This window comes from Streptomyces sp. NPDC006458 (assembly GCF_040612135.1).
GTDB lineage: Bacteria > Actinomycetota > Actinomycetes > Streptomycetales > Streptomycetaceae > Streptomyces.
This window is the reverse complement of sequence record NZ_JBEXPR010000010.1, coordinates 57,320-81,865: the sequence shown is the minus strand read 5'-3', so window position 1 is coordinate 81,865 and position 24,546 is coordinate 57,320. Positions and strand designations below refer to the sequence as shown.

Sequence of the window (24,546 nt, the reverse complement as noted above, 5' to 3'; positions counted from 1 at the left end):
GCTGCGACGGTGGCGAGGAGTCCGGCCCCACCCGGGAGAACCACGCCGAGGGGCGTCAGCGGCCGATCACCCGTACAGCGCCGGGCGCGGGGCGAGGTCGACGGCCACCCGGCCGCCGCTCTCCTGCGCCCGGACCCCGGCCTCGGCGACGACGGAGGCCGCGTAGCCGTCCCAGGCGCCGGGCCCGGTGACGCGGCCCTGCCGGGTGGCGTCCACCCAGGCCTGCACCTCACGGTCGTAGGCGTCGGCGAAGCGCACCAGGTAGTCCTGCGCCACGTCCTCACGCGCGGCGCCCGCCGAGGTGACCAGCATGCCGTGGCCCTCGCCGATCCGTGCGCTGCCCGACTCGCACACGGCCTCGCAGCGCACCTGGTAGCCGAAGCCGCAGTTGACGAACACCTCCACGTCCACCAGGGCCCCGCCGTCCGTCTCGAACAGCACGAACTGGGGGTCCAGCAGCCCTTCGGGGGCACCGGCCGAGGGGCGCGGGCGCAGCACGGTCACCGCGGTCAGCTCCTGGCCGAGCAGCCAGCGCGCGGCGTCGATCTCGTGCGTGACCGAGCTGTCGATCAGCATCGCGGAGGTGAAGTGCGGCGGCGAGGACACATTGCGGTGCACACAGTGCAGCATCAGCGGCCGCCCGAGCCGCCCTTCGTCCAGTACGGCCTTCAGCTGCCGGTACTCGGCGTCGTAGCGCCGCATGAACCCGATCTGGACCAGCCGCCGCCCCAGCCGGGCCTCGGCCTCCAGCACCCGCAGGGCGCCCTCGGAGCCCGGCACCATCGGCTTCTCGCACAGCACCGGCAGCCCGCGCGCGAACGCGGCGAGCAGGGCCTTCTCGTGCGCCTCGCCCGGTGAGGCGATCAGCACCGCTCGCACCCCGGGCGCGTCGAGCGCGGCTTCGGCCTCGGTGTGGACCTGGGCCCCGGAGATGCCCGCGAGTGCCTGCTCGGCGCGGTCGACGTCCGGGTCGGCCACCGCGGCGACCCTGGCACCGCTCACCACCTGGTCCAGGCGTCGTATGTGGTCGGCTCCCATGTGTCCGGCACCCAGCACCGCCACACCCAGCAGGTCACTCACGTCCGCACTCCCTCGTCGCAGCCCGTCCCGCCGTAGCGTAGGCCGCGGCGGGACGGGCAGGGGATCGAGGGTCCGCCCAAGGGCGGGGACGGTTGGGCGCTCGGTGTCTTCGGGGCCCGGCGGGCGCGCTCAGTAGCGCAGGACGCCGGCGATGCCACCGGCCTCGCCGAGCATGCCGTCCGGGACGAAGCGGACCTCGGCGCCGGTCTCCAGGCACTGCTCGACGATCTCGTCGACGATGTCCTCGCGGGCGTCGAGGTCCCCGCTGATCGCCGGGATCAGATGGTCGCCGTCGTCGCGCACGGTGATCCGGTAGTTCTCCTCGACGGCCAGCAGCCGCACCCGGGCCTCCCGGGCGTTCTGCCAGACCTCGTCGACGCCGGCCGCGAACTCCCTGCGCCCGCGTGCCGATTCCAGCTCGCCGGCCACCCGGTCGGCGCCGCGCTTGGCCTCCTCCTCGACCATCGGGTGCAGCGCCTGCCAGACGGCCTCCGCACCGGCGTGCGCCAGTCCGCCACGGGGCACCTGGACGGCGTCCCGGGTGTGCAGGCCCATCTCGTCCAGCGCGGACAGCGCGGCCTGCTCGCCGGTGACGTAGACCGGGCGCGGGGCGGCGCGCAGGATCGCGCCCAGGGCCGTGTCCGCGTCACGCAGGAAGCGCCGGGTGTCCTCGTCGCGGAAGGTGCTCGGGTTGTCGCCGATCCGCTCGCGGCGTTCGGGGTCGAAGTTCTCCTCCGGCCGGACGAGCGGGAAGCCTCCGGAGCGCTCCTCGACGACCCGGTCGGCCCCGCCGTTCCACAGCGTGACGCGGTCGGCGGCGACCGACAGCGCCCAGAACGGCTGCTCCGCCGCCTGGGCGGAGACCAGGTTGCGGGTGAGGAAGGTGTCCGAGAGCACCACGCGTTCGGGTACCTCCCGGGCGAGCGACCACACCTGGTGCTCACCGGGAGCCGCGAAGATCACCAGGCCTTCCTCGGTGTGCGCGAGGTCGACCTCGGCGAGGGCCCGGTCGAGATGGGTCACCACGTCGTTGCGGCGCTCCCGGGTGACCGCGGGATCGGCCTCCAGCTGCCGCTTGGCCTCGGCCACCACATTGCGCAGCCGGACCGGGTCCTGGGCGTTCTCGGGCTCGCGGCGATGCGTCGGCGTGAGCACCGACACCGCGGGGTAGGGGCGCGGGCGCCGCAGTTCGCTGAGGATCGTGGGGGTGAGTGCGTGCTCCATGACAGCACCATAGGTCCAATTCGCTTATCGGGCATTCGGGGTAATCAGCCCATACTGTCACGGCTGTTACGGCCGCTCAGCGCTCCTGCTCGGAGCCGCAGGAGCTGCCGTCGGCCGGCAGGGAGCCGTACAGCAGGAAGTCGTCCACCTTGCGGTGCACACAGATGGAGGAGCCGTAGCCGGTGTGGCCCTCGGAGCGGTTGTCGAGCACCACCGCCGACGAGCCGAGCCGCTCGGCGGTCTCCACCGTCCAGCGGTACGGCGTCGCGGGGTCGCCGCGGGTGCCCACCAGCAGCATCCTCGGCGTGTCGACGTCCTTGACCTTCTCGCGGATGAAGTCGGTGCCCTTCGGGCGGCCGTGGCACATCAGCACCTGGGTGAGCCGGTAGGTGCCGAAGACCGGTGACGCACGCTCGTAGTCGGCGCGCAGCCGGGCCAGGTCACGGGTGACCTGCTCGGCCGTCGGGCGGTCGGGATCGTCCGCGCAGTTGACCGCCATCAGCGCCGCCGGGAGGTTGTCCAGCGGGATGTCCTCCTCGTTCACGAGCGTGCCCTCGGCCCCCTCCCCGGACTTCGAACGCATCGGCGGCGGCAGGGCGAAGCCGCCGCCCCCGAAGCTCTCGATCGCGCGGGTGTCGCCGTCCTCCAGCAGGGAGGCGAGCGCCCGCTCCAGCGACGGCCACAGGTTCTCGCTGTAGAGCGCCTGCCCCAGGGCCCCGACCAGGTCCTGACCGGAGAACGGCCCGCCGAAGGCGGTGGGCACCGGGTCCTCGTCGAGCGAGCGCACGAGGCTCACGACGTCCTCGCGGGCGGTGCGCGCGTCCTGTCCGAACGGACAGGCGATGTCCCGCACGCACCAGTCGATGAACGACTCCAGCGCCGTCTGCTGCCCCTTGGCCCCGGCGATGCCCTGCTCGGTCAGCGGCTCGGTCAGCGTGTCCACGCCGTCCAGGACCATCCGGCCGACCTTGTCCGGGAACTGTGCCGCGTACACCGCGGCGAGCCGGGTCCCGTAGGAGAAGCCCAGGTAGTTGAGCTTCTTGTCGCCCAGGGCCTGGCGGATGACGTCCAGGTCGCGCGAGACGTTCACCGTGCCGATGTGCGGCAGGACCGGGCCGGAGTGTGCGGCGCACTCCTTGGCGATCCGCCGCAGCTCCCTCAGCACGGTCTGCGGATCACCGAGCGGGTCGCCGGCCTCCTCGGTGTCCTCCGGAGCCTCGACATCGCCGTCGCCACAGCTGACGGGGGAGGACCGGCCGACTCCGCGCGGGTCGAAGGAGACCACGTCGTAGCCCTCGGCCAGGTCCATGAACTCCTCGCCGCCCCAGGCGAGTTCGTTCACTCCGGAGCCGCCGGGGCCGCCGAAGTTCAGCACCACCGAACCGTGTGAGTCGCCCGTGGCCCGGTAGCGGGCGAGCGCCAGCTCCAAAGTGCCCGCGCCCGGGTGGGCGTAGTCCAGGGGGACGGTGACCTTGCCGCACTGGAGGTCCTCGGGCCGGTCCGCGGGCTCGCCGCCCCCGCACGCCTTGGCCGACCAGGAGATCTTCTGGTCGTAGAAGCGCGCAAGACCGGGGTCGTCGTCGTCGGCCGTCGCGGCCGGGAGCCCCGCGCCCAGCAGGGCCAGCCCCGCGATGCCGGCGAGCGCGCAGCGCCGGACCGCGGGCCACCAGTCGGACAGCTTGGTCGGCATCGGTCCCTCCTGCCAGTGGCGGGAAGCAAGGCCCTGAAACCTCGGGGGCTGCCGTACGGATCAGGTCGGCTTCGCGGGGTCCGGTGCGCACATCCGCGGCGTTGTCGTCGGTTGCCGGCGCTCCGCGTCGACTCCCTCCTCCGCCTTGCGGCCGCACGCACCGGACCCCGCCCGGGTCGGCTGAGAGGTGCTGTCCCCTTTCCTGGCCGATCCTGGCCGCCCTGATCCGGACGGCAGCCCCTAGCTCACGATATGCGGCCCCGCCGAGGCCCGCCCGTGGGCGGGCGGAGCGGCCTGAAGCGGCGTACCCTGCGCCCCTTTCGCCGGATGTCGCGGCGAATTCGATCTTTTACCCCTTGTTCGGTGGTCATGGCACTCGATGGGGTGAAAGGTCGTTCGGCCATAACTCCGCCGGCTCGCCCGCGTTCTACCGGGTGCGGGCGAGTGCCCGTATCCATGTCTGGAAGGCAGGGACCTATGAGACGGGTTACCCGAAACGGTGTCATCGCCGTCGTCGCCGCCTCGGGCGCGTTCGCCGCGGCGGGAGCCGCGCACGCCGACTCCGCGGCCGACGGGACCGCGGCCGGCTCGCCCGGCGCGGTCTCAGGCAACAGCATCCAGCTCCCGGTGCACCTCCCGGTCAACGCCTGCGGCAACACCGTGAACGTGGTGGGACTGCTCAATCCGGCCGCGGGCAACGCCTGCGCCAACACGTCGGACTCCGCCCACCCGGACGGCCCGCCGCCCGGCGCCGGCGCGGTCGGCGACACCGAGGGCTCGCCCGGCCTGATCTCCGGCAACGGCCTCCAGGTGCCGGTCGAACTGCCCGTCAACCTCAGCGGGAACTCGGTCGACGTGGTCGGCATCGGCAACCCGGCCTTCGGCAACGTGTCCGTCAACACACCCGGCACCCCCGCGCAGCCGCGGCCCCCGCAGAAGCCTCAGCAGCCCGTGGAGCCCGAGCGCCCGGCCGAGCCCAGCCCGCCGAGGTCCCACCCGGACACCCCGCCGGCCCCCGAGCACGCCCCGGCCGGGCACAGCGCGCTGGCCCACACGGGCACGGACATGACCCTGCCCGCCGCCGCGGGCAGCGCCGTCCTGCTGCTCGGCGGTCTCGCCCTGCACCGCGGATTCCGCCGCCGGGCGACGGACTGACCGCGGCGAGATCGCGATACGGAGGACCCCATCGGCCCCCGCCCGATGGGGCTCCGCACGCACGCCGGGCACGCCGGCGGGCACCGGCGTACGCTGGAAGTGCGGCTAGGTGTACGACGGCGTGGTCCCGATCATGAGCAGTCTCATCGAGGATTACGCCCTCCTCAGCGACCTGGAGACCGCCGCTATGCTCGGCAGCGACGGGTCGGTCGACTGGCTGTGCCTGCCCCGCTTCGACTCGCCCGCCTGTCTGGCGGCCCTGGTGGGCAGCGCCGACAACGGCTTCTGGCGCATCGCCCCGCGCGGCGGCCGAGGCCCCTGCACCCGCCGCGCCTACCGGCCCGACACCCTGGTGCTGGACACCGAGTGGGAGACCGCCACGGGCAGCGTCCGCGTCACTGACTTCATGCCGCCGCGCGGCCAGGACCCCTGCCTCGTCCGCATCATCGAGGGCCTGACCGGCACCGTGACCGTACGCAGTGAGCTGCGGCTGCGCTTCAACCAGGGCCGTGTCCTGCCGTGGACCCGCGGCGACGCCGGGCGCTGCCGGGTCGCGGTCGCCGGACCCGACGCGGTCTGGCTGAGCACCGACGGTCCCGGGACCCGCGGACCCGGCACCCGGAATACGGACGCCGTCCCGTTCCGCGCCGAAGGACCGGGCGCCATGTGGCAGGCGGCCGAAGGGTCCGGCGCCCTGTGGCAGGCGGCCGACGGCTCCGTCGCCGACCGCGGCGAGGACGGCTCCACCGTCACCGACCTCACGATCCCCGCGGGCCGCCGCGTCGCCCTCACCCTCGCGTGGACGCCCTCCCATCACACGACCGCGCCCGGCGCGCTCGGTGTCCCCGCCGACACCGCCCTGAAGGAGACCACCGACTTCTGGCGCCACTGGGCCGCGCGGTGCCGCTACCAGGGCCCGTGGCGCGAGGCCGTCGTCCGTTCGCTGATCACCCTCAAGGCGCTGACCTACGCCCCCACCGGCGGCGTGGTCGGCGCGCCCACCACCTCCCTGCCCGAGCACGTCGGCGGCGAGCGCAACTGGGACGACCGCGTGTGCCGGCTGAGCGGGTCCTCCTTCACCCTGTCCTGCCTGCTGCGCAGCGGCTACCACGAGGAGGCGGCCGCCTGGCTCGGCTGGCTGGTCCGCACCGTCGCCGGGGACCCCGCCGCCCTCCAGAGCGTCTACGGCGTCGCCGGACAGCGCCTGCTGTCCGAGACCGAGGCGCCCTGGCTGAACGGCTACGAGGACTCGACGCCGGTACGGTTCGGCACCGCGCCCCCGGGCGGCCGTGGCCGGCTCGACGCCTACGGCGAGGTCCTGGACGCCTTCTGCCAGTCGCTGCGGGCCGGCATCGACCTGCCCCGGCACGCCTGGAGCCTGGTCGGGGCCGTGATGGACGACGTCGCTGCGCACTGGCGCGAACCCGACCGGGGCCGGTGGCACGGCCCCGCCCGGCAGTCCGTCCACACCAAGGTCATGGCCTGGGTCGCCGCCGACCGGGCCGTCGCGCTCGGCGCGCTGCTCGGGGCCGAGGTGCCGGACGCCTGGTGCGTCATGCGCGACGAGGTGCGCGCCCAGGTCCTCAGCGAGGGCAACCGCCCCGGTCCGCGCTCCTTCGTGCAGAGCTACGGCAGCGACCGGCTGGACGCCTCCGCGCTGCTGCTGCCCGCACTGGGCTTCCTGCCCGCCCACGACCCCCGGATGCGGGACACCGTCCACGCCCTGGGCGCCCTGGAGCACGGCGGCTTCCTGCGCCCCCACACCCCTGACCCCTCGCTCGCCCCGGGGGACGGGCGCGAGGCGCCCTCCATCGCCCGCACCTTCTGGTACGCCGACGCCCTCGCCGCGCTCGGCGAGACCGGCCGCGCCCAGGACACCTTCGAACGGGTCCTGGCCGTCCGCAACGACCTCGGGCTGCTCGCCGCCCGCTGGGACCCCGACGCCCACCGCCAGCTGGGCAACGCCCCGCTGGCGGTCAGCCATGTCGCGCTGGTCAGGACCGCGTTCGCGCTGCGCGACTCGCCCGCGCGGTGAGCAGCACCATCCCGGTGTCGCCGTAGTCCGGCAGTGTCGTGTCGGCGTCGATCCGGGTCACCGCCAGCTCCTCGGTCAGCGGGGCGAACACCTCGGTGACCGAGTCGGGGCCGACCGGGCAGCCCGGCCAGCGTGTGGCGGGCCCGATGCGATAGGTGGGCATGTTCTCCATGAACGCCGCCACCAGATAGCCGCCCGGCGCCACGGACCGCACGAACATCCCGCAGAACTCGGCGAACTCGGCGTAGTCCTCCGTGGCGCCCTCCGCCACGAAGTGCATCGACGCCAGCCCGTAGTGCCCCGGTTCCAGCTCCCGTACGTCGGTGTGGACCACGCTCACCCCGGCCAGCGAGGCCGCGAGCGTCGGCGGCACCTGCGGATTCAGCTCTCGGCACAGCGCGTGGAAGGGCAGCCAGCTCGCCTCGGGCGTGCACATCAGCTGCCGCTCCAGATAGGCCACGTTGCTCGCCCCCGTCTCCACCGCGTCGATCCGGCGGCAGGCACCCGAGGCGAGGATCAGCGGGTACAGGTTCGGCCCCGCTCCGAACTCCACCGCGCGCTCCACGCCCCCGCGCGGCAGGCGCCGGTAGAAGGCCGAGTGATGCGTGATGACCGCGGCGTCCGAGGGGTGCAGATCCCGGTAGTTCTCGGCGAGATAGTCCGCGACCGGCCAGCTGTCCCAGTCCACGTCGTCGTTGTGTGTCATGTCGCCCACCCGGGTCGTCGAACTCGCGCGTGCGGTGCCCGTGCGGTACGTCGCCATCGCCCTGCCCCCCTCACCCTCGGGCCGTCGTGCGCAGCGGGAAGCGGGCCGCCAGCCGGGTCAGCGTCCCGTTCAGCCGCTCGATGTCACTGTCCGAGTTCAGCGCGGTGACCTGGATGCGGAACCCCACCCGGTCCCGCGGCACCAGCGGATAGGCGGCCAGCGTCACATAGATGCCCGACTGCCACAGGAAGGTGCCGACGTCGTCGAGGTCGTCCGGCTCGGCCAGCGGCACCTCGATGATCGGCAGCCGGTCGCGGTTGAGGGTGGCCACCCCGAGCGCCTCCAGATGCTCCAGCACCCGGCTCGTCTTGCGGTAGAGGTCGGCCCGGATGACGTCGCCCCGCCGGTCGTTGACGTCCAGTCCGGCCAGCGCGGTCGCCAGCGAGGCCGTGGGCGAGGGACCCGAGTACAGATACGGCCCCGCCGCGACCTTCAGCCGGTCCTTCATCTCCGTGGGCAGGGCCAGGAACGCCAGCAGCGACGAGTAGGCCTTCGAGAAACCGCCGACCAGCACGACCCCCTCGTAGGACTCCCCGGTGTGCCGCACGACGCTGTTGCCGCGCGCACCGTACGGGCACAGCTCCGCCGGGTCGCGCTCGCCGATCACGCCGAAGCCGTGGGCGTCGTCGACGTAAAGGGTCGCGCCGTGCTCCCGGCACACCCCGGTGAGCGCGGGCAGGTCGGGGATGTTGCCGCTCATGCTGTTGACGCCGTCCAGGCACACCAGGCGCGGCGCGCCCGTCGGGGCGGCGGCCAGCAGCGCGGCCAGCTCCTCGACCCGCTCGCCGTGGAAGCGGCGCAGGGTGGCGCCCTGGGAGCGGGCCGCCACACAGCCGTCGTAGATGGTCTTGTGCGCGGTCGCCTCCACGAACACGCTGCCCTGCTCGGCCAGGACCGGGATCACCGAGGAGTGGATGAGCGTGATCGTCGGCAGCAGCAGGGTGTCCGGCGCGCCCAGCAGATCGGTCAGCCGCTCCTCGATCTGCGGGTACAGCAGCGGGCTGCCCAGCAGCCGGGACCAGCTCGGGTGGGTGCCCCAGGCGCGCACGGCCGGTTCGACCGCGGCGATGATCTCCGGCTCCCAGTCGAAGCCGAGGTAGTTGCAGGAGGCGTAGTCGATCAGCCATTGGTCGCCGCTGCGGATGTGCCGGCCGCGGACCTCGTCCAGGACCGCGTCGCTCATCGGGCTGGTGCGCCGCAGATGCTCCAGGCCCGACACACGGGCCGCGGGGCGCGGCGCGGGCGGGTCGGGCGGGTCGGGCTCGGGTGCGACCGGGGTGCGGGTGCCGATGCCCTCGTCCCCGGAGCCGGAGCCGGAGCCGGAGCCGCCGCCCCCGGAGCCGACCACGGAGCCGCCGGCCCCGGCCCCGGCCCCGGCCCCGGCCCCGGAGCCGGAGCCGGAACGGAAGCCGGAGCCGATGTCGGAGCCCGAGCCGATGCCGAGCAGAGCCAGTTCGCTCTGCTCGACCGTCATCGGCCGCGCGAACAGGAACCCCTGCCCGAACCGGCAGCCCATGCCCGCCAGCAGGTCCCGCTGGCCGGGGTCCTCGATGCCCTCGGCGATCACCTGGAGGCCCAGGGTGTCCGCGATCCGCACGATGCCCTCGACCAGGGCGACCTGCTGGGAGTCGTGGGTGATGTCGTCGATGAACGACTTGTCGATCTTCAGTACGTCGATCGGGAAGTCCCGCAAGTAGCGCAGTGAGGAGAAGCCGGTACCGAAGTCGTCGACCGCGATGTGCACGCCCAGCTCCTTCAGGGAGGAGAGCACCGACTGGACCTGCGCGTCGTGGCGCAGCAGCACCGTCTCGGTCAGCTCCAGCTGGAGAGTGCCGGGCGCGAGGCCGGGAGTGCGCAGCGCCTGCGCCACCTGGTCCAGGAAACCGACGTCCCGGAACTGCCGGGCGGAGACGTTGACACTGACGTACAGCGGATCGCCCGGTGCGGGCAGCTTCTGCAGCCCGACGATGTCGTGGACCGCGTTCTGCAGCACCCAGGAGCCCAGCACCGCGATGTGGCCCGTCTCCTCCGCGATCTCGATGAACTGCTCCGGCGCAACCGGCCGGCGCGAGCCGTTGGGCCAGCGCACCAGCGCCTCGAAACCGACCACCTCACCGGCGGTGATGTCCACCACCGGCTGGTAGCGCAGCGCGAACTCCCGCCCGGCGACGGCCTGCGCGAGCCGGCTCTGCAGGTCGTGCCGCTCGACCATGCGGGTGTGCAGCATCGACTGGAACCGCCGCCACTGCCGCTTCCCGGCCGCCTTCGCCGCGTACAGCGCGAGGTCGGCATGGCCGAGCAGCTCCTCGGCGTCGGTGCTGTCGCGGGCGGTGGCCACACCCACGCTGGCGGACACGGTGACCTTCTCGTCGGCGAGGTCGAAGGGCCTGCCGAGGGTCTGCACGACCTGGGCGGCGAGCAGCTCGGCGTCCAGCGGGCGGCGCGCGTCCTCCATCAGCACCGCGAACTCGTCCCCGCCGAGGCGCGCCGCGGTGTCGGTGCGGCGCAGCATCGCGGTCAGCCGGCTCGCCACGGCGATCAGCAGATGGTCGCCCGCCGAGTGCCCCATCGTGTCGTTGACCAGCTTGAAGTCGTCCAGGTCGATGAAGAGCAGACAGGTCAGCGAGCCCTCGCGGCGGCCGCGCAGCAGGGCCCGTTCGATGCGCTCCAGCAGCAGCGTGCGGTTGGGCAGGCCGGTCAGGGAGTCGTGGAAGGCACGCTGGGTCAGCTCGTGCTCCAGCCGGCGCTGCTCGGTGACGTCCCGCAGCGTGATCACGAGTCCGGCCACGGTGCGCTCGTCGCGGAAGTCGCTGCACCGCACCTCCACCTCGACCCGGTCCTCGCCGCGCCGCACCCACCAGTGGTCGTGGGCGTTGCGCGGCCCGTTCTCCCGCACCGAGGCCAGCTCCCGCGCGGCACGCCGCCGGTCGCGGGGGTCCAGCAGTTCGGGCAGCGGGCGGCCGGTGAGGTCGGCGGTGCCGAACACGGACGCGGCCGAGGGGCTGGCGTATCTGATCCGGTCGTCGTCCTCCAGGATCAGGATGACGTCGGAGGCGTTGCGCACCAGGGTGCGGAAGTAGGCCTCGCTCTCCCGGCGGACCACCTCCTGGCGCAGGACGACCCGCTCCAGGGCGAGGCCCGCGTGCGAGGCGAGGATCTCCAGCGACCGCCGGGTCTCGGTGAGCCGCCGGGCCGGGCCCGCGACCAGCAGGACACCGCGCGCCTGCTCGGAGGCACGCTCGCGCGGCGTCAGCGGGCACACGAGCGCCGCCTCCAGGCCGCCGACCTCGTCGGCGAGGTCCTGCTCCGGTCCGAGATGGTCCGCCCGCAGCAGCCGAGGCGCGCGCAGCCCCAGCTCGACGGCCCGGTCCGCGGGCAGCAGCACCGTGCGGTGCGGCACGTCCGGACCCAGCAGCGTGTCCACCGCCCCCTCGCAGGACCGGGTGACCTCCTCGGGCCGCACCGCCGACACCAGCGAGGCGGCCGCCCCGCGCAGGGCGTGCTCGCGGTCCACGGCCCTGCGGTGGGCCACCACCATGACCGCGAGCCGCAGGATGACCAGCAGGAAGAGCACGCCGGAGAAGGCGGCGATGACCGGGGCGTGCCGGGGCGTGCCGGTCAGGCCCTCGATCAGCAGGATGGCCGGCGCGATCAGGGTGATCAGGGCGAGCAGCACCAGTCGGCGCGGCAGCGCCAGCAACGACTCCCTGTGCGGCACCGGCGCCGTCAGCTCGACCATGGACGGGTGCAGCGCGGCCAGGCCCCAGGCCGTGTAGAAGATGATCCACCCGGCGTCCAGGGCCGTGCCGGTCTGCCAGCTCGAGTTCAGCTGGACGAGGCCGTAGAGGATGTCGAAGCCGAGCAGCGTGGCGGTGCCGAGGACCAGCAGCTGTACCGAGCGGTTGGGCCCGGTCAGCGGGCCGCGGATCAGCAGATGGGCCAGCAGCGCGAGGACGAGCACGTCACCCAGGGGGTAGGCGACGCTGATGGCCTTCTGCTGCCAGGTCAGGCCCTCCACCTCCGACTGTGGCTGGACCAGGTACAGCCACACGGGCAGCGCCAGACCCGCGGTGACGATCAGCGAGTCGAGCAGGCCGGGCAGGTCGCGCCCGGAGGAGCGATAGCGCACCAGGCCGGACAGCCCGATCGCGAAAAGTGGATAGGTGACCAGATAGCAGGCGTCGGCGGGGGAGGGGAACGGGTTGGAGGCGCCGAAGTACTCCTCCACCGTGTTGTAGTACGTGTCGCCCGCGATGAAGATCAGCAGCGCGAGGGCGAGCACCCACCACGGCCAGGAGTGAACGGGCCGGTGGACCAGGGTCCCGGTGGCGACGGCGGCCGCTCCGGCCAGCCCGATCAGCCCGTACACCATGACAAAGGCGCTGGGCACCGTCAGATAGACGGTCGTCAGGATCACGACCAGCGTGATGTAGGCGGCCATGAGCCGCTGGGGAGGCAGCAAAGGCGGTCGCCTCCTCGTGGGGGCGGGCGCCGGGCCGTCTGCCTGGTCCGGACTGATCTCGATCGTAGGCATCGAGGGTGCGCGCCTGCATCTCGTGGGGATCAGAGCCCGTTACCGGGCGCGGACGCGAGGACGGCGTCCACCTCGGAGAAAGCCCACTTTATCGGCTCACTCCTTCGTGCTCGGGCGTCGCGCGGAACCGGCGTAGCCGCGCGGGTTGAGCAGCTGGAAATGCCAGGCGTCACGGCACATCGCGAACAGGTCCCGGGTCGGGCGCCAGCCCCAGGCGTGGTCCACCGCGCTCGCGTCCGCGACCAGTTCGGCCACGTCCCCGGGACGCCGCTCGACGATCTCGTAGGGGATCGGCCGGCCGCATGCCGAACCGAAGGCGGTGGCCACGTCCAGCACCGAACTGCCGATGCCGGTGCCGATGTTGAAGACGTGCATGCCGGGTGCGTCGCTGAGATGGTCCAGAGCCACCCGGTGCGCCTCCACGGTGTCCATGACGTGCACATAGTCACGGATCGCGGTGCCGTCGGGGGTCGGGTAGTCGGCGCCGAACACCCGCAGCCGCTCCCGGCGCCCCACGGCGACCTGGGCGATGTACGGCATCAGGTTGTCGGGTGTGCCGCCCGGGTCCTCGCCGAGCAGGCCGCTGGGGTGGGCGCCGACCGGGTTGAAGTAGCGCAGGCACAGCACCGTGAACTCCGGCCAGTGCCGGCATACGTCCGCCAGGATCTGCTCGCACAGCCACTTGGAGCGGGCGTAGGGGTTGGTCGGGCGGGCCGGGGTCGACTCGTCGAGGGGGCCGCCGCCGGCCTCGCCGTAGACCGAGCAGGACGAGGAGAACACCAGCCGGCGCACATGGTGCTCGTGCATCGCGGTCAGCAGCGCGGTGGTGCCGCCGAGGTTGACGTCGTAGTACGGGACGGGCATCCGGGTCGAGGCGCCCACGGCCTTGTGCGCGGCAAAGTGCACGACGGCGTCCACGGAGTGGCGGTCGAAGACGGCCGAGAGGGCGCGCCGATCACGGATGTCCAGCTCGTACACGGCGCCGACGAAACGGCCGGCGATCCGTTCCACCCTGGTCAGGACCTGGGGTGAGCTGTGGGAGTAGTCGTCGACGACGATCACCTCGTAGCCGTGGTCGAGCAGTTCGACACAGGCGTGGCTGCCGATGAATCCGGCGCCGCCGGTGACCAGGACCGTGGACGGAGTGTCCACTGCCCCGGTGCTGTCGTAGGACCTCCGGTTGTCCACCGTGCTCACCGGACCGGGGGCGTCGCCTCGTGCAGCAGCCGTCCCCGTGCCGGGCACGAGGGGACCATGGTGGACTCCGCGGGGGCGCCGGTCACGGCGGACGCGAACGGCAGAGCGGGGCTCGCGAGGCCGGAGCCGACCCGGCGCGCCCGCGGAGCGGGAGATGGCTCGGTGTGCGTCATGGCGGACGCTCCTGCGCGTAGCGCTGTACGCTGACGAGGTATGTTTACGACGTATATGTACGACTGTGCGCGCCTTGCGGGCCTACGTCAAGCCATGGGCCGACCGGATTCTCCGAGTCACTCCGCCAGGCCCCCCTCGCGCCCGTAGCAGCGGTTCACCAACGCCCGCACCTCGGGGACCAGCTCGGGGACCGGGCCCGCCACCGTCACGCCGGGGGCCACCTCGTTGACCGGCAGCGTGCGCACCGGGGGCGCGGGGACGCCCAGCTCGCCGAGCCACTCGCCGAACTGCGCCGAGGACGCCACGTACACGATCCTGCCGAGGCCCACCCAGGCGTGCGCCGCCGCGCACATCGGGCAGTGCTCGCCCGAGGTGTACACGGTCGCCGCCGCGCGCTCGCCGGGGGTCATGTGCTCCGCCGCCCAGCGGGCGAGGGCGAACTCCGGGTGCCGGGTGCGGTCGCCGTCGGCCACCCTGTTGCGGTCCTCGGCCAGGACCTTGCCGTCCGCGTCCACCAGCACCGAACCGAACGGCTCGTCCCCGGCCTCCACGGCCTCGGCCGCGAGCTCCACACACCGGCGCAGACAGGCCAGCTCGGCATCCGTCACCATGATCAGGTCCCTCCTCGCGTCATGATCCCCGGCGCCCACCCTACGGCGGGCGGGAGGCAGGACGCGGTGGGCCGCTGTCCGGTGCGCCGCGAGCGGGCCGGGCCTCGCTCGCGGCGCCCGGGGCGCTCCTCAGAACAGGCCGGTCACGCTCTCCTGGATCGCCGCCACATCGGCCGCGACGGCCGCCGACGCGGCCACACCCGGGGCGAGCGAGCCGAGCCAGCGCAGCAGGCGGGTGCGGCGGGGTTCCTGAGCGGCCAGTTCGGCCTCGACCAGCTCGGCCGTCTCGACGAGGTCGTCGCCGTCCTCGCACCGGTCGCGGTGCTCGCGCAGATGCTCCACCAGCAGCCGGGCGGCGGTGCGCAGTTCCTCGACGGCGCTCGCGCGGTCGGCAGGGCCGGCGGAGTTCACCGTGGCCGTCGAGCGGTTCACGGCGACGGCGCTGTCGTCGACGGTGAGGTCGCCGCCCACGCTGATGCCGCTGTTCCCCTCGGCGGCGTGCTTGTCCGGCATGCGGTCACCTTCCCCTGGGGGCCGTACGGGCGGGCGAGGCGGCGGCGGGCGCGGGAGCCGTTCCCCGGGCATCCGCGCCGCCGGACTGGCCGCGCTGGAAGACGCGGGCGATGCTGCCGCCGGTGCCGACGGCGGAGCTGTTCAGAGTCACGTTCCCGCCCGCGTACAGGCCGTTGTTGTAGATGGTCGTCTGGCGCTGGACGAGCTCGGAGGAGTCGATGTCGTGCAGCTCCAGGAACTCCACCAGCGCGTCCAGCACCCGGTGTTCGACCGTCTTGGCGTACAACTCGCCGTCCAGTTGCTGGAAGTAGCGGTAGTAGCGCTGGTCGCTCGCGGCGTCGCGGATGCTGAAGGACGCCCCGTAGTTGAAGGAGCGGTGGCGGATCTCCCGGGCCTGGCGGCGCTGTTTGCGGTACTCGAAGAAGGGCGAGAACAGGCCCGCCACGACCGAGAAGGGCGCGCCGAGAAGCAGGAAGAACGAGCGCATCCCGGCCCGTCCCACCAGCCCCCACCACTGCCGGAACGTCGGCGAGTCGAGCAGCTGGTCGGCGATGCGGTACTGCTCGCGCACCGGGGCCAGCAGTGCGCTGCTGCCCTCGACGAACAGCATCCTGCGGTCGGAGAGCAGGGCGCAGCGGACGAACAGCGTGCTCACCAGCTCGCCGCTCCAGCCGGTGACCCGGATCGCGAGGTAGGGGCGGGCCCGGCCCTTGCCGTCCTCGCGCAGGTCCCGTAACAGGCCGTCGGACGCCTTCTCCCGCGGCGGCCCCGCCTCCTCGGGCAGCAGCTCGGCGCGGGTGCGGTCGTCCACGCCGTACAGCAGGTCCTGCCCGTTGACCAGCAGCAGGTCCTCGATGTTGACGCCGGGCAGCTTCAACTCGCCTATGCGGAGCCGCAGATGGTCGTTGAGCTCATGGACGGTGAAGGGCCGGACGGCCGCTCCCTCCACCGGGCGTTCGGTGTTCAGCGGGAAGGACCAGGTGCTCATCTCCTGGCCGTAGCCGATGAAGGGCGCGTAGTGCGAGAAGACCACGACATTGCCGCGGTCGCGTCGCTCGATCGCCTCGATGCGGCGCCGGTTCTCGCCGGACAGCGGCCGGGGCGCCCGCGTGTGGTCGAAGTTCTCCCGCTTGAGCCGCCGGGCGATCACGCCGTAGTGCACCGACAGCGAGTCGACGGCGACGATCACCCAGGCCGCGAGGATGCCCAGGAACAGGCTCAGGCCCGCGGTGAACGGGATCGTGACCAGCACGGCCAGCAGCAGCACGCTGAGGACCACGTCCCGGCGCACCTGGCGGCGGCGGGCCGCCAGCGCGTGCTTGAGGACGCAGCCGAGGTCCACCCCGGGCGAGGTGGCGACGGCACGCCGCGGCTCCTCCAGGATCTCCTCGACGGCGCGGCGGGCGAACTTGGTGTCGATGTGCACGGCCGCGCACAGATAGCGGGTGACGTCACGGGCGAAGCGCGGCCGGGACGCCGCAGCGGCCGGGGAGCCCCCGGCGGGCGGGGAGACGGGCGCGGGGACGGTGGGCGGCGGGCTCCACTTGGGCGGGGCCGGCTTCGCGGCGGGCGCGGCCGTGGTGGTCGTACCGGCACCCGGGTCGAAGACACGCACGCCGCCGCACAGGGCGCAGGTGGTGTAGTTGGGGTCGTTGTCGGCTCCGCAGCGCGGACACCGTGACGTCGGACGGGTCATGGTCGTCTGTCTTCTGTTCGGCACGCCGGAACGTGCGGTGGGCTGAAGCCCCGTCAGGGCCCCGCCGGGTCGTACTGCTGCGGCGGCGTCCGGGGCGGGTCCGGGTACGAACGCGAAGGCGACGTACCGGACTTGGGAGCGGTGGTGCCGGGGTCCGGGTCGGCCGTGGACCGGGACCCGGAGGGGGACGGTGACGGTGAGGCGGGGCGGGTGGTGCGGCTCGGGGCGGGGTCCCCGGCCGACGGCGCGCTCCGACGGGTCGGCACGGAGGACACGGTCGACGGGCCCCGCTCGGGCTCGGGACCCTCGTCCGCCCCGCCGTCCGGGGACGTGAGGCGCAGCAGCGCGGCCACGGCCACCAGCCCGGTGGCCAGGAACAGGCGCCTGTTCTGCGAACGGGCTGAATGACGGGCGGACACGGCCGCTCCTCGGGGTAGGCGCGATGGTCTCTTCGGTCCGCGGCGGTCAGTCCATGTACTCGGCCGACACCGTCAGGTACTCCGGGTTCACCGGCTGCTCGGTGAACCCCGGCGTGTGCCGCGGTATCTGCATCTCGCCCGCCCGGGAGGAGGCGACCAGGGAGTTGAGCCAGCTGCCCAGCGCCTCCAGCAGCGCCCGGTCCTGGTCGACCCCCGCGTCGGCGAGGAACGCCGCCTTGGTGGCGACCTTGCCGAGCACGTCCGGGTTGGCCGCCCCGAAGCCGTAGCTGATGACGTGCGGATAGCGGTGCCAGGAGCGGTCGACGAGCCTGCGGAACGCGTCGTGCCAGTGCTCGTCGGTCGGCGCGCCGTCGGTGAGCAGGAACATCACCGGCCGCAGCACGGCCATGCCCATCGCGCGCAGATCGTCCACGTCCGTCTCGATGCGGCTGCGCACCAGGTCGAAGGCCGCGGAATAGTTGGTGAGGCCGTTGCACACGACTTCCGGCATCACCTCGATACGGTCGAGGTCGGTCATTTCGATGATCAGATGCGCATCGGTCGAGAAAGCGATGAGCGACATGTGCGCGAATTCCGAGACCCGAGGGCTCTCGGAAATCGTCGCGTGCAACTGCGCCAGAGTTCGATTGAGCGTGTTCTGGTGCGGCTGCATCGAACTCGACGCGTCGATCACGAGATAGGTCGGCAGGCATTTCTGCCGCAGGTGATAGATCTCGGGGCCCGCACCGGGAACCGCGTCCTGGGGGTATACGGCGCCGGGCCGGAGCCGTTCGGCGATCCGGTCACCACGGGGCCCGGACAGGGCGTCATGGAAGGTGCCGGCTGTGCCATGGCGGTCGTCGGCGAGAACCACTCACGGACCGACAGGAACAGAATTCCCACGGCCGGTAGAACCAGTAGATCGATCACCAGCCGAAAGAAGAGATCTTCGGCAGGGAAATAGATCACCAAGAAAATTCCCGCGAAAAGAAACAACGCCCAGACCGCGAGCCCCCGTTGCTGCGACATGGCTGGAAGGTAGCAGTCGGCCGACGTGTGATGCGAGGGTTCAGGCATATTCTCGTGGCGCTTCTTCGGCCGCTTCTCATGATTCTTTTGAGGCGGAGTTGCATAATTCTAAATTGCGTTGCGTGCGGTGGTGGATGGTGCTGGAGTGACGCCCATGGATCATGCGACGGTACTTCTCGAACACGACCGGCAGCTGCGCCGGCACGCCCGCCCCGACGGCCCCGACGCGCGCGTCGAGCGGTCCGGGCCCGTGGTGCGCCAGGTGTCCTCCGCGCTCGGCTGGAACGGCGTCCTGTGGTCCGGCCTGGACGCCGCGGGAGCCGATGCCGCCATCGCCGAACAGGTGGCCTACTTCAGCGAGTTCGGTCACGAGTTCGAGTGGAAGGCGTACGGCCACGACGAGCCGGCCGACCTCGGGCGCAGGCTCCTCGCGGCCGGGTTCACCGCCGGGCCCGAGGAGACCGTGATGGTCGCCGAGGCGGCCGCCCTCGACCTCGACGGGCCGGACCCGGACGGCGTCCGCGTGGTGCGCGTGACCGACGCCGCGGGCGTCGAGCAGGTGGCCGAGGTGCACGAGAAGGCCTTCGGTACGGATGCCTCCCGGCTGCGTCACCGTATGCTCGCCCAGCTCGCCGCGACGCCCGACACGGTCCTGGCCGTCCTCGCGCTGGCCGGGGACGAGCCGGTGAGCTCGGCGCGGATGGAGCTCGTGCCCGGCACCGATTTCGCCGGGCTCTGGGGCGGCGGGACGGTCGAGGCGTGGCGCGGCCGGGGCATCTACCGCTGTCTGGTCGCCCATCGCGCGCGGGCCGCCCTGGACCACGGCTACCGCTATCTCCAGGTCGACGCCTCCGACCAGAGCCGTCCGATCCTGCGCCGCCTGGGCTTCGCGCCGCTGACGACGACCACGCCGTACGTGTACACGCCCTGAGCGGGCCGGCCGTACCGCGCGCCACATCGGGGGCGGGACGGCCCCATTGACATGCAGGTAATTGCCTGCATAACGTGGAGTGTGCGATCGGAGAGCGGTCCGGGACCCGATCCCGGTATGGACAAGGTCTTCAAGGCGCTGTCGGACGACACCAGGCGACGCCTCCTCGACACGCTGCACGAACGCGGCGGGCAGACGCTCGGCGAACTCTGCGAGCGCTTCGAGATGACCCGCCAGTCCGTCACCCAGCACCTCGGTGTCCTGGAGGCCGCCAACCTGATCGGCTCCGTGCGGCGGGGGAGGGAGAAGCTGCACTACCTCAACCCGGTTCCGCTCCACGAGGTCCAGGAGCGGTGGATCGACAAGTTCGAGCGCCCGCGCCTGCGCGTGCTCGGCGCCGTCAAGCGACAAGCCGAGGCAGCCATGACCGACAAGCCCACCTTCGTCTACGTCACCTATATCGCGAGCACCCCCGAGAAGGTCTGGGAGGCGCTCACCGACGCCGATCTCACCGCCGCCTACTGGGGTCACCGCAACGAGTCGGACTGGCGGGCCGGCTCCCGCTGGGCGCATGTGCGCACCGACGGTTCCGGTGTCGCCGACGTGGTCGGCCGGGTCGTGGAGAGCGAGCCTCCCGCCCGGCTGGTCACCACCTGGGCCGCGCCGGACGAGGAGAGCCGGGAGGACCGGCACTCCCGGGTCACCTTCGACATCCGGCCGCACGGCGGCATCGTGCGGCTGACGGTCACCCACGAGGACCTCAACGACGAGGGCGAGCTGTCCGACGCGTCGGCCGGCTGGCCCGCCGTGCTCGCCAACCTGAAGTCCCTGCTGGAGACGGGACAGGTGATGCCGCAGGCGCCCTGGGAGGTCCCGTCCTGACGGGGCGCCGGGGACGGCCGGTCCGCCGGGATGCGGCACGGGGCGTCCCGCCGGGATGCGGCAGGGGGCGTCCCGCCGGGATGCGGCAGGGGGCGTCCCGCCGGGATGCGGCACGGGCCGGTCCGCCGGGACGGGTGAGGGACCGGTCCGCCTCGCGCGGACCGGCCCCTTTCGTCCGTCCCTCTCCTCCCCGCCGGCTACGGCTGGGATGCGCTCCTGGCCGCCGTGACGGCGCAGATCATCCCCAGCACCACGGCCAGGCCGCCGATGATGACGTTGTTCAGGACCACGCCCGCGTCGGGGCCGTCGCCGACGATCCACGGCGAGACGATCATCCACACGCCCAGCGCGCACATGGCCCAGCTCAGGCCGTACATGCGCTCCGGAGCCCGGGTGAAGCCCAGGGCCAGCACCGCGATGGCGAGGCCCATGATCAGGTTGTGGACCACCAGGTCGGGCTGGCTGGTGGTGTAGTGGAGGATCCACGGCGATACGGCGCAGTACAGGCCGAGCAGGAACACCGGCCCGTCCACGAGCGCCACATCACGACCACCGAGCATGCGGGCGTACCGGGCCCGCATTTCGGAGACATCGGGGTGAGTCGTCATGTCACCCCTGGGATGAGAGACGTTGGCCATGACTCGTCTCCTTCGACTCGCAGGCCGACCGCGTCTGAGGCGGTGTGCGGACAACAGCTGCGTATCTGCATTCTGCGCTTATATCGCCTTTATGTGTAGAGGTGGGCGCGTTACGGACCGTCTCCCGTCGCCGCACCGGGCAGCCGCGCGCGGCGACCGCGGACAAGGCGCGCAACCGGGTGGCGTGTACGCGGCAATCCCGGGCATGCGCAGGGAGGGAAGTCGTCCGTCTCGATCCGGGAGGTGTCTGCGGCTGTGGGCGCGAAGGTACTGGAACGGTTTCCGGCGGGAGCGCCGCGCGGATCGTGGCCGGCCGAGGAGTGCGCGGCCCGCCTGCGCGCCGAAGGCGAGCCCGCCACCGTGGTGATGGACCTGGAGTCCGACTCCTTCCTCGTCGTGGTCCGCACGGGCGAGCGGGCCTGAGGCCGGCCCCGCGTGGGCGGGCGACCGCGGGGCCCGGCCCGGTCCGTGCGCCGCCCGCTCAGACGCTGAGCGCCTCCCGCACCCGGTCGGCGGCCTGTTCGCCGCCCGTGCCCGAGGAGGTCACGCGGCCGGCCTCCAGGACGTAGTAGTGCTGAGCCGCCCGCATGGCGAAGCCGATGTGCTGCTCGACCAGGAGGACCGACAGACCGCCGCGCCCGGCGAGGGCGAGGATCGTCGACTCGATCTCGGCCACCACCGACGGCTGGATGCCCTCGGTCGGCTCGTCGAGCAGCAGCAGCCGGGGCTCCGTCACCAGAGCACGCGCGATCGCCAGTTGCTGCCGCTGGCCGCCCGAGAGCAGCCCGGCACGGCGTCCCGCCAGCGCCCGCAGCGCGGGGAACAGGTCCAGCGCCTCGGCGATGGCGGCCCGGCCGCGTCTGCGCCCGTCGGCGACCAGCCGGAGGTTCTCGGCGGTCGTCAGGTGCGGGAAGCACTGCTGGCCCTGCGGGACGTACGCCATGCCGCGCGCCACTCTCTCGTGCGGTCTGCGGCGGGTGATGTCCTCGCCGTCCAGCACGATCCGGCCCCCGCCGGGCGTGAGCAGGCCCATGGCGGCGCGCAGGAGGGTGGTCTTGCCCGCGCCGTTGTGCCCGAGCACGGCCGCCACGCCGTCCTTCGGCACCTCGACGCTCACACCGTGGACGACGGTGCTGCGGTGGTAGCCCACCCGGATGTCCTCGATGGTCAGCATCACGCCTCCTGCACCGCCGCGTCGACGGGTGCCTGCTCGGGAGCGGCCTGCGCCCGTGGGGCGTCGGCGGACGCCTGGCCGAGGTAGACCTCCTGCACCTGCGGATCGGCCTGCACCTCGGCCACCGTCCCCTCGCTGAGCACCCGGCCCGCGTGCAGCACGCTGACACTGCGCGCGAAGGACCGCATGAAGTCCATGTCGTGCTCGATGACCACCACCGTCCGCTCCTCACTGATGCGCCGCAGCAGCTCGCCGGTCGACTGCCGCTCGTCGTGGCTCATGCCCGCCACCGGCTCGTCCAGGAGCAGCAGCCGCACGTCCTGCACCAGCAGCATGCCGATCTCCAGCCACTGCTTCTGGCCGTGCGCCAGGGTCCCGGCGGGGGAGTCCGCCAGATCCGTGAGCCCGACGGTCTCCAGGGCCCGCGCGACGGGCTCGGGGACGCCGCGGCGCCGGCGCAGCATCGTCCACACGCTCCGGCCGGCGCCCGCGGCGATGTCCAGGTTCTGAAGGACCGTCAACTCCTCGAACACGGTGGCCGTCTGGAAGGTGCGGCCGACACCCGAGCGGGCGATCCGGTGCACACTGCGGCCCAGCAGCTGCTCGCCGCCGAACCGCACCGAGCCCCGGGCACGCACCAGTCCGGTGACCGCGTCGACGAGGGTGGTCTTGCCGGCGCCGTTCGGCCCGATCAGGAACCGCAGATCACCGGCGCGCACATCGAGGTCGACCCCGTCGACGGCCGTGAACCCGTCGAAGGACACCCGCAGTCCGCGTATCTCCAGCTCGCTCATGCCGCTTCTCCCAGTGTGCCGACGGAAGCCGTCCCGCGGGCCGTCCTGCGCCGCCGTACGAGCCCCGCGAGCGAGGCGATGCCGCCCGGCAGGAACGCCAGCGCCACGATGAACAGCAGTCCCTGGAAGTACGTCCAGGCCGCCGGGAACTCCTCCGAAAGGGCCGTCCGCGCCCAGGCGACGGCGAGCGCTCCCAGCACGGCGCCGACCAGACTGGCCCGGCCGCCGACCGCCGCGCCGATCACGAACTCGATGGAGGGCACGATGCCGATCAGCGCCGGCGAGATGATGCCGACCGCCGGCACGAACAGGGCGCCCGCCAGACCGGCCATGCCCGCCGCGACGACATAGGCGACGAGCTTGACGTTCGCCGGGTCGTAGCCGAGGAAGCGCACCCGCTCCTCGGAGTCCCGCACGGCGACGAGCAGTTCGCCGTAACGGCTGTGGATCAGCTGCCGCGCGAGCAGCATCGTCAGCAGCAGGGCGGCCGCGATGACGAAGTACACCATCCGCTGGTTGACCGGGTCCTGGAGGTCGTAACCGAAGAACCCGTGGATGTCGGTGAGGCCGTTGGTGCCGCCGGTCGTGGCCTGCTGCCCGATGAGCCACAGCGCGAACGCGGCGGCCAGCGCCTGGCTGAGGATCGCGAAGTAGGCGCCCTTGACCCGCCGCCGGAAGACGAACGAGCCGAGCAGTGCGGCGACCGCCATCGGCAGCAGCACGGTCGCGGCGAGCGCGAACGCCGGATTGCCGAACGGCCGCCACCACCAGGGGAGTTCGCTCGCCGAGCCGTAGAGCTGCATGAAGTCGGGCAGATTGCCCGGTCCGGCGTCGGCGACCTTCAGATGCATCGCCATGGCGTAGCCGCCGAGCCCGAAGAACACCCCCTGCCCGAGGGTGAGCAGTCCGCCGCGCCCCCAGGCCAGGCAGATGCCGACCGCGACGATCGCCGTGCACAGGTACTTGGCGAGCAGCCCGAGCCGGAAGTCGGACAGTGCGAGCGGCGCGAGGGCGAACAGCGCGACCGCGGCGCCCGCGAAGCCGGCCCAGGAACGGAAACGCCCGGCGCGCGGGGTCGTGGAGAGGACTCCGTGGGTCATACGAGACTCCTCGTGCGCAGCGTGTACAGCCCCTGGGGGCGCCACTGCAGGAAGGCGACGATGGCGACGAGGACCAGCACCTTCGCCACGCTGACGGTGGTGGAGTACTCCAGCACGGCTTGGAGGACGCCGAGCACGAACGCGACGATCACGGTGCCCCGCAACTGCCCGATCCCGCCGACCACGATCACCAGGAAGGCGTCGATGATCACGTTGGTGCCCATGGTGGGCCCGATCGGACCGATCAGCGTGAGCGCGACCCCCGCGACGCCGGCGAGGCCGGAGCCGAGGAGGAAGGCGGTGCGGTCGATCCGTCCGGTGGCGATGCCGGACACCTCGGCGAGGTCCCGGTTCTGCACCACGGCCCTGATCCTCCGGCCGAGGGGCGTCATCCGCAGCGTCAGCGTCAGCGCGAGCACCGCGGTGAGCGCCAGGCCCAGGATGAACAGGCGGCTGTTGGCGACCGTGAGCGGGTCGTCGCCGCCGATCACCGTGGTGTTGCCGGTGAGCCAGTCGGGCGCGCGGGTCTGCACGTTCGGCGCGCCGAAAACGTCCCGGGCGAGTTGCTGGAGCATCAGTGAGACGCCCCAGGTGACCAGAAGCGTGTCGAGCGGCCGCAGATACAACCTGCGGATCAGCAGCCATTCGAGGAGTACGCCGAGAATCCCGGAGACGAGAAAAGCGACGGGAAGAGCGACCAGCAGCGAAATTCCCGCGCTGGAAATGGACTTCTGCAGGACGTATGTCGTATAGGCGCCCGCCATGATGAACTCGCCATGCGCCATGTTGATGACGTTCATCTGGCCGAAGGTGAGGGACAGTCCGAGTGCGATGAGCAGCAGGACCGCACCGATGGAGACGCCGGTGAAGGTCTGACCCAGAATCACGGTCATGCGGGTGCCTC

General features: G+C 72.4%; 23 protein-coding genes. 5 read left to right on the top strand and 18 right to left on the bottom strand.

Annotated features, from left to right (window positions below; translation table 11 throughout):
• Positions 1-66: 66 nt before the first annotated feature.
• The 3 genes from ABZZ79_RS15690 to ABZZ79_RS15680 all read right to left on the bottom strand — a co-directional run bounded on the left by ABZZ79_RS15690 (position 67) and on the right by ABZZ79_RS15680 (position 3,994).
• On the bottom strand, positions 67-1,080 hold the full coding sequence (locus ABZZ79_RS15690) for a Gfo/Idh/MocA family oxidoreductase (protein WP_356689478.1): 1,014 nt from the start codon (positions 1,078-1,080) through the stop codon (positions 67-69).
• 129 nt (positions 1,081-1,209) lie between these two features.
• Positions 1,210-2,304 (bottom strand): chemotaxis protein, encoded by a 1,095-nt coding sequence (locus ABZZ79_RS15685; protein WP_356689477.1) that lies wholly within the window; start codon positions 2,302-2,304, stop codon positions 1,210-1,212.
• A gap of 76 nt (positions 2,305-2,380) precedes the next feature.
• Positions 2,381-3,994 (bottom strand): alpha/beta hydrolase, encoded by a 1,614-nt coding sequence (locus ABZZ79_RS15680; RefSeq protein ID WP_356689476.1) that lies wholly within the window; start codon positions 3,992-3,994, stop codon positions 2,381-2,383.
• 477 nt (positions 3,995-4,471) lie between these two features.
• Between ABZZ79_RS15680 and ABZZ79_RS15675 the strand changes: the two genes are divergently transcribed.
• Complete coding sequence (locus ABZZ79_RS15675) at positions 4,472-5,149, top strand: chaplin (RefSeq protein ID WP_356689475.1); 678 nt, start codon at positions 4,472-4,474, stop codon at positions 5,147-5,149.
• A gap of 133 nt (positions 5,150-5,282) precedes the next feature.
• Positions 5,283-7,184: a glycoside hydrolase family 15 protein gene (locus ABZZ79_RS15670; RefSeq protein WP_356689474.1), complete on the top strand. Its 1,902-nt coding sequence runs from the start codon at positions 5,283-5,285 to the stop codon at positions 7,182-7,184.
• On the opposite strand, the gene ABZZ79_RS15665 is transcribed toward ABZZ79_RS15670, so the two are convergent.
• The 10 genes from ABZZ79_RS15665 to ABZZ79_RS15620 form a co-directional block, all read right to left on the bottom strand.
• A complete protein-coding gene (locus ABZZ79_RS15665; RefSeq protein WP_356689473.1) occupies positions 7,144-7,890 on the bottom strand; it encodes a class I SAM-dependent methyltransferase in 747 nt (248 codons plus the stop codon). The two genes, ABZZ79_RS15670 and ABZZ79_RS15665, sit on opposite strands and share 41 nt — an antisense overlap.
• A gap of 70 nt (positions 7,891-7,960) precedes the next feature.
• A complete protein-coding gene (locus tag ABZZ79_RS15660) occupies positions 7,961-12,391 on the bottom strand; it encodes an aminotransferase class I/II-fold pyridoxal phosphate-dependent enzyme (RefSeq protein WP_356689625.1) in 4,431 nt (1,476 codons plus the stop codon).
• 189 nt (positions 12,392-12,580) lie between these two features.
• Positions 12,581-13,672, bottom strand: coding sequence for a UDP-glucose 4-epimerase GalE (galE, locus tag ABZZ79_RS15655; RefSeq protein ID WP_356689472.1), 1,092 nt, complete (start codon positions 13,670-13,672; stop codon positions 12,581-12,583).
• 5 nt (positions 13,673-13,677) lie between these two features.
• The gene (locus tag ABZZ79_RS15650) at positions 13,678-13,854 is read right to left on the bottom strand and encodes a hypothetical protein (protein WP_356689471.1); all 177 of its coding nucleotides are present in this window, start codon (positions 13,852-13,854) and stop codon (positions 13,678-13,680) included.
• A 117-nt stretch (positions 13,855-13,971) separates the two neighbouring features.
• Positions 13,972-14,469, bottom strand: coding sequence for a nucleoside deaminase (locus ABZZ79_RS15645; RefSeq protein ID WP_356689624.1), 498 nt, complete (start codon positions 14,467-14,469; stop codon positions 13,972-13,974).
• 126 nt (positions 14,470-14,595) lie between these two features.
• Positions 14,596-14,979 (bottom strand): hypothetical protein, encoded by a 384-nt coding sequence (locus tag ABZZ79_RS15640; protein WP_356689470.1) that lies wholly within the window; start codon positions 14,977-14,979, stop codon positions 14,596-14,598.
• Positions 14,980-14,983: 4 nt separating this feature from the next.
• Entirely contained in the window at positions 14,984-16,675 is a 1,692-nt protein-coding gene (locus ABZZ79_RS15635; RefSeq protein WP_356689469.1) for a zinc ribbon domain-containing protein, read from the bottom strand.
• Positions 16,676-16,728: 53 nt separating this feature from the next.
• Positions 16,729-17,094 carry a hypothetical protein gene (locus ABZZ79_RS15630; RefSeq protein ID WP_356689468.1) on the bottom strand — a complete coding sequence of 122 codons (366 nt, stop codon included), beginning with the start codon at positions 17,092-17,094 and terminating at the stop codon, positions 16,729-16,731.
• A 46-nt stretch (positions 17,095-17,140) separates the two neighbouring features.
• Positions 17,141-17,767: a hypothetical protein gene (locus ABZZ79_RS15625; RefSeq protein ID WP_356689623.1), complete on the bottom strand. Its 627-nt coding sequence runs from the start codon at positions 17,765-17,767 to the stop codon at positions 17,141-17,143.
• Positions 17,768-17,784: 17 nt separating this feature from the next.
• The gene (locus ABZZ79_RS15620) at positions 17,785-18,123 is read right to left on the bottom strand and encodes a hypothetical protein (protein WP_356689638.1); all 339 of its coding nucleotides are present in this window, start codon (positions 18,121-18,123) and stop codon (positions 17,785-17,787) included.
• Between the two features lie 154 nt (positions 18,124-18,277).
• Here ABZZ79_RS15620 and ABZZ79_RS15615 point away from each other — a divergent pair, with 154 nt between their 5' ends.
• Together ABZZ79_RS15615 and ABZZ79_RS15610 are read left to right on the top strand one after the other, a co-directional pair.
• A complete protein-coding gene (locus tag ABZZ79_RS15615) occupies positions 18,278-19,054 on the top strand; it encodes a GNAT family N-acetyltransferase (protein ID WP_356689467.1) in 777 nt (258 codons plus the stop codon).
• A 117-nt stretch (positions 19,055-19,171) separates the two neighbouring features.
• Positions 19,172-19,936: a metalloregulator ArsR/SmtB family transcription factor gene (locus ABZZ79_RS15610; RefSeq protein ID WP_356689466.1), complete on the top strand. Its 765-nt coding sequence runs from the start codon at positions 19,172-19,174 to the stop codon at positions 19,934-19,936.
• 197 nt (positions 19,937-20,133) lie between these two features.
• Here ABZZ79_RS15610 and ABZZ79_RS15605 read toward each other — a convergent pair whose 3' ends face one another.
• Complete coding sequence (locus ABZZ79_RS15605; protein ID WP_356689465.1) at positions 20,134-20,574, bottom strand: SPW repeat protein; 441 nt, start codon at positions 20,572-20,574, stop codon at positions 20,134-20,136.
• Between the two features lie 234 nt (positions 20,575-20,808).
• Between ABZZ79_RS15605 and ABZZ79_RS15600 the strand changes: the two genes are divergently transcribed.
• Positions 20,809-20,997 (top strand): hypothetical protein, encoded by a 189-nt coding sequence (locus ABZZ79_RS15600; protein WP_356689622.1) that lies wholly within the window; start codon positions 20,809-20,811, stop codon positions 20,995-20,997.
• Positions 20,998-21,055: 58 nt separating this feature from the next.
• Here the strand turns inward: ABZZ79_RS15600 and urtE are convergent, their stop codons facing one another.
• The 4 genes from urtE to urtB are packed head-to-tail and all read right to left on the bottom strand — an operon-like array spanning position 21,056 to position 24,535.
• Positions 21,056-21,748, bottom strand: a complete 693-nt coding sequence (gene urtE / locus ABZZ79_RS15595) for an urea ABC transporter ATP-binding subunit UrtE (RefSeq protein WP_356689464.1) — start codon at positions 21,746-21,748, stop codon at positions 21,056-21,058.
• Positions 21,748-22,542, bottom strand: coding sequence for an urea ABC transporter ATP-binding protein UrtD (urtD, locus tag ABZZ79_RS15590; RefSeq protein ID WP_356689463.1), 795 nt, complete (start codon positions 22,540-22,542; stop codon positions 21,748-21,750). The genes urtE and urtD overlap by 1 nt, the downstream gene beginning before the upstream one ends.
• Complete coding sequence (gene urtC / locus ABZZ79_RS15585; RefSeq protein WP_356689462.1) at positions 22,539-23,642, bottom strand: urea ABC transporter permease subunit UrtC; 1,104 nt, start codon at positions 23,640-23,642, stop codon at positions 22,539-22,541. Before urtC ends, urtD begins: the two co-directional genes overlap by 4 nt.
• Positions 23,639-24,535, bottom strand: coding sequence for an urea ABC transporter permease subunit UrtB (gene urtB, locus ABZZ79_RS15580; RefSeq protein ID WP_356689461.1), 897 nt, complete (start codon positions 24,533-24,535; stop codon positions 23,639-23,641). The genes urtC and urtB overlap by 4 nt, the downstream gene beginning before the upstream one ends.
• Positions 24,536-24,546: the final 11 nt, after the last annotated feature.

Bases quoted from the DNA above. Each gene is read 5' to 3' on its own strand.
- ABZZ79_RS15685 (WP_356689477.1), bottom strand. From the start codon at position 2,304: ATGGAGCACGCACTCACCCCCACGATCCTCAGCGAACTGCGGCGCCCG.
- ABZZ79_RS15680 (WP_356689476.1), bottom strand. From the start codon at position 3,994: ATGCCGACCAAGCTGTCCGACTGGTGGCCCGCGGTCCGGCGCTGCGCG.
- ABZZ79_RS15675 (WP_356689475.1), top strand. From the start codon at position 4,472: ATGAGACGGGTTACCCGAAACGGTGTCATCGCCGTCGTCGCCGCCTCG.
- ABZZ79_RS15670 (WP_356689474.1), top strand. From the start codon at position 5,283: ATGAGCAGTCTCATCGAGGATTACGCCCTCCTCAGCGACCTGGAGACC.
- ABZZ79_RS15665 (WP_356689473.1), bottom strand. From the start codon at position 7,890: ATGACACACAACGACGACGTGGACTGGGACAGCTGGCCGGTCGCGGAC.
- ABZZ79_RS15660 (WP_356689625.1), bottom strand. From the start codon at position 12,391: ATGGCCGCCTACATCACGCTGGTCGTGATCCTGACGACCGTCTATCTG.
- ABZZ79_RS15650 (WP_356689471.1), bottom strand. From the start codon at position 13,854: ATGACGCACACCGAGCCATCTCCCGCTCCGCGGGCGCGCCGGGTCGGC.
- ABZZ79_RS15640 (WP_356689470.1), bottom strand. From the start codon at position 14,979: ATGCCGGACAAGCACGCCGCCGAGGGGAACAGCGGCATCAGCGTGGGC.
- ABZZ79_RS15635 (WP_356689469.1), bottom strand. From the start codon at position 16,675: ATGACCCGTCCGACGTCACGGTGTCCGCGCTGCGGAGCCGACAACGAC.
- ABZZ79_RS15625 (WP_356689623.1), bottom strand. From the start codon at position 17,767: ATGCAGCCGCACCAGAACACGCTCAATCGAACTCTGGCGCAGTTGCAC.
- ABZZ79_RS15620 (WP_356689638.1), bottom strand. From the start codon at position 18,123: ATGTCGCAGCAACGGGGGCTCGCGGTCTGGGCGTTGTTTCTTTTCGCG.
- ABZZ79_RS15615 (WP_356689467.1), top strand. From the start codon at position 18,278: ATGGATCATGCGACGGTACTTCTCGAACACGACCGGCAGCTGCGCCGG.
- ABZZ79_RS15610 (WP_356689466.1), top strand. From the start codon at position 19,172: ATGGACAAGGTCTTCAAGGCGCTGTCGGACGACACCAGGCGACGCCTC.
- ABZZ79_RS15605 (WP_356689465.1), bottom strand. From the start codon at position 20,574: ATGGCCAACGTCTCTCATCCCAGGGGTGACATGACGACTCACCCCGAT.
- urtE (WP_356689464.1), bottom strand. From the start codon at position 21,748: ATGCTGACCATCGAGGACATCCGGGTGGGCTACCACCGCAGCACCGTC.
- urtD (WP_356689463.1), bottom strand. From the start codon at position 22,542: ATGAGCGAGCTGGAGATACGCGGACTGCGGGTGTCCTTCGACGGGTTC.
- urtC (WP_356689462.1), bottom strand. From the start codon at position 23,642: ATGACCCACGGAGTCCTCTCCACGACCCCGCGCGCCGGGCGTTTCCGT.
- urtB (WP_356689461.1), bottom strand. From the start codon at position 24,535: ATGACCGTGATTCTGGGTCAGACCTTCACCGGCGTCTCCATCGGTGCG.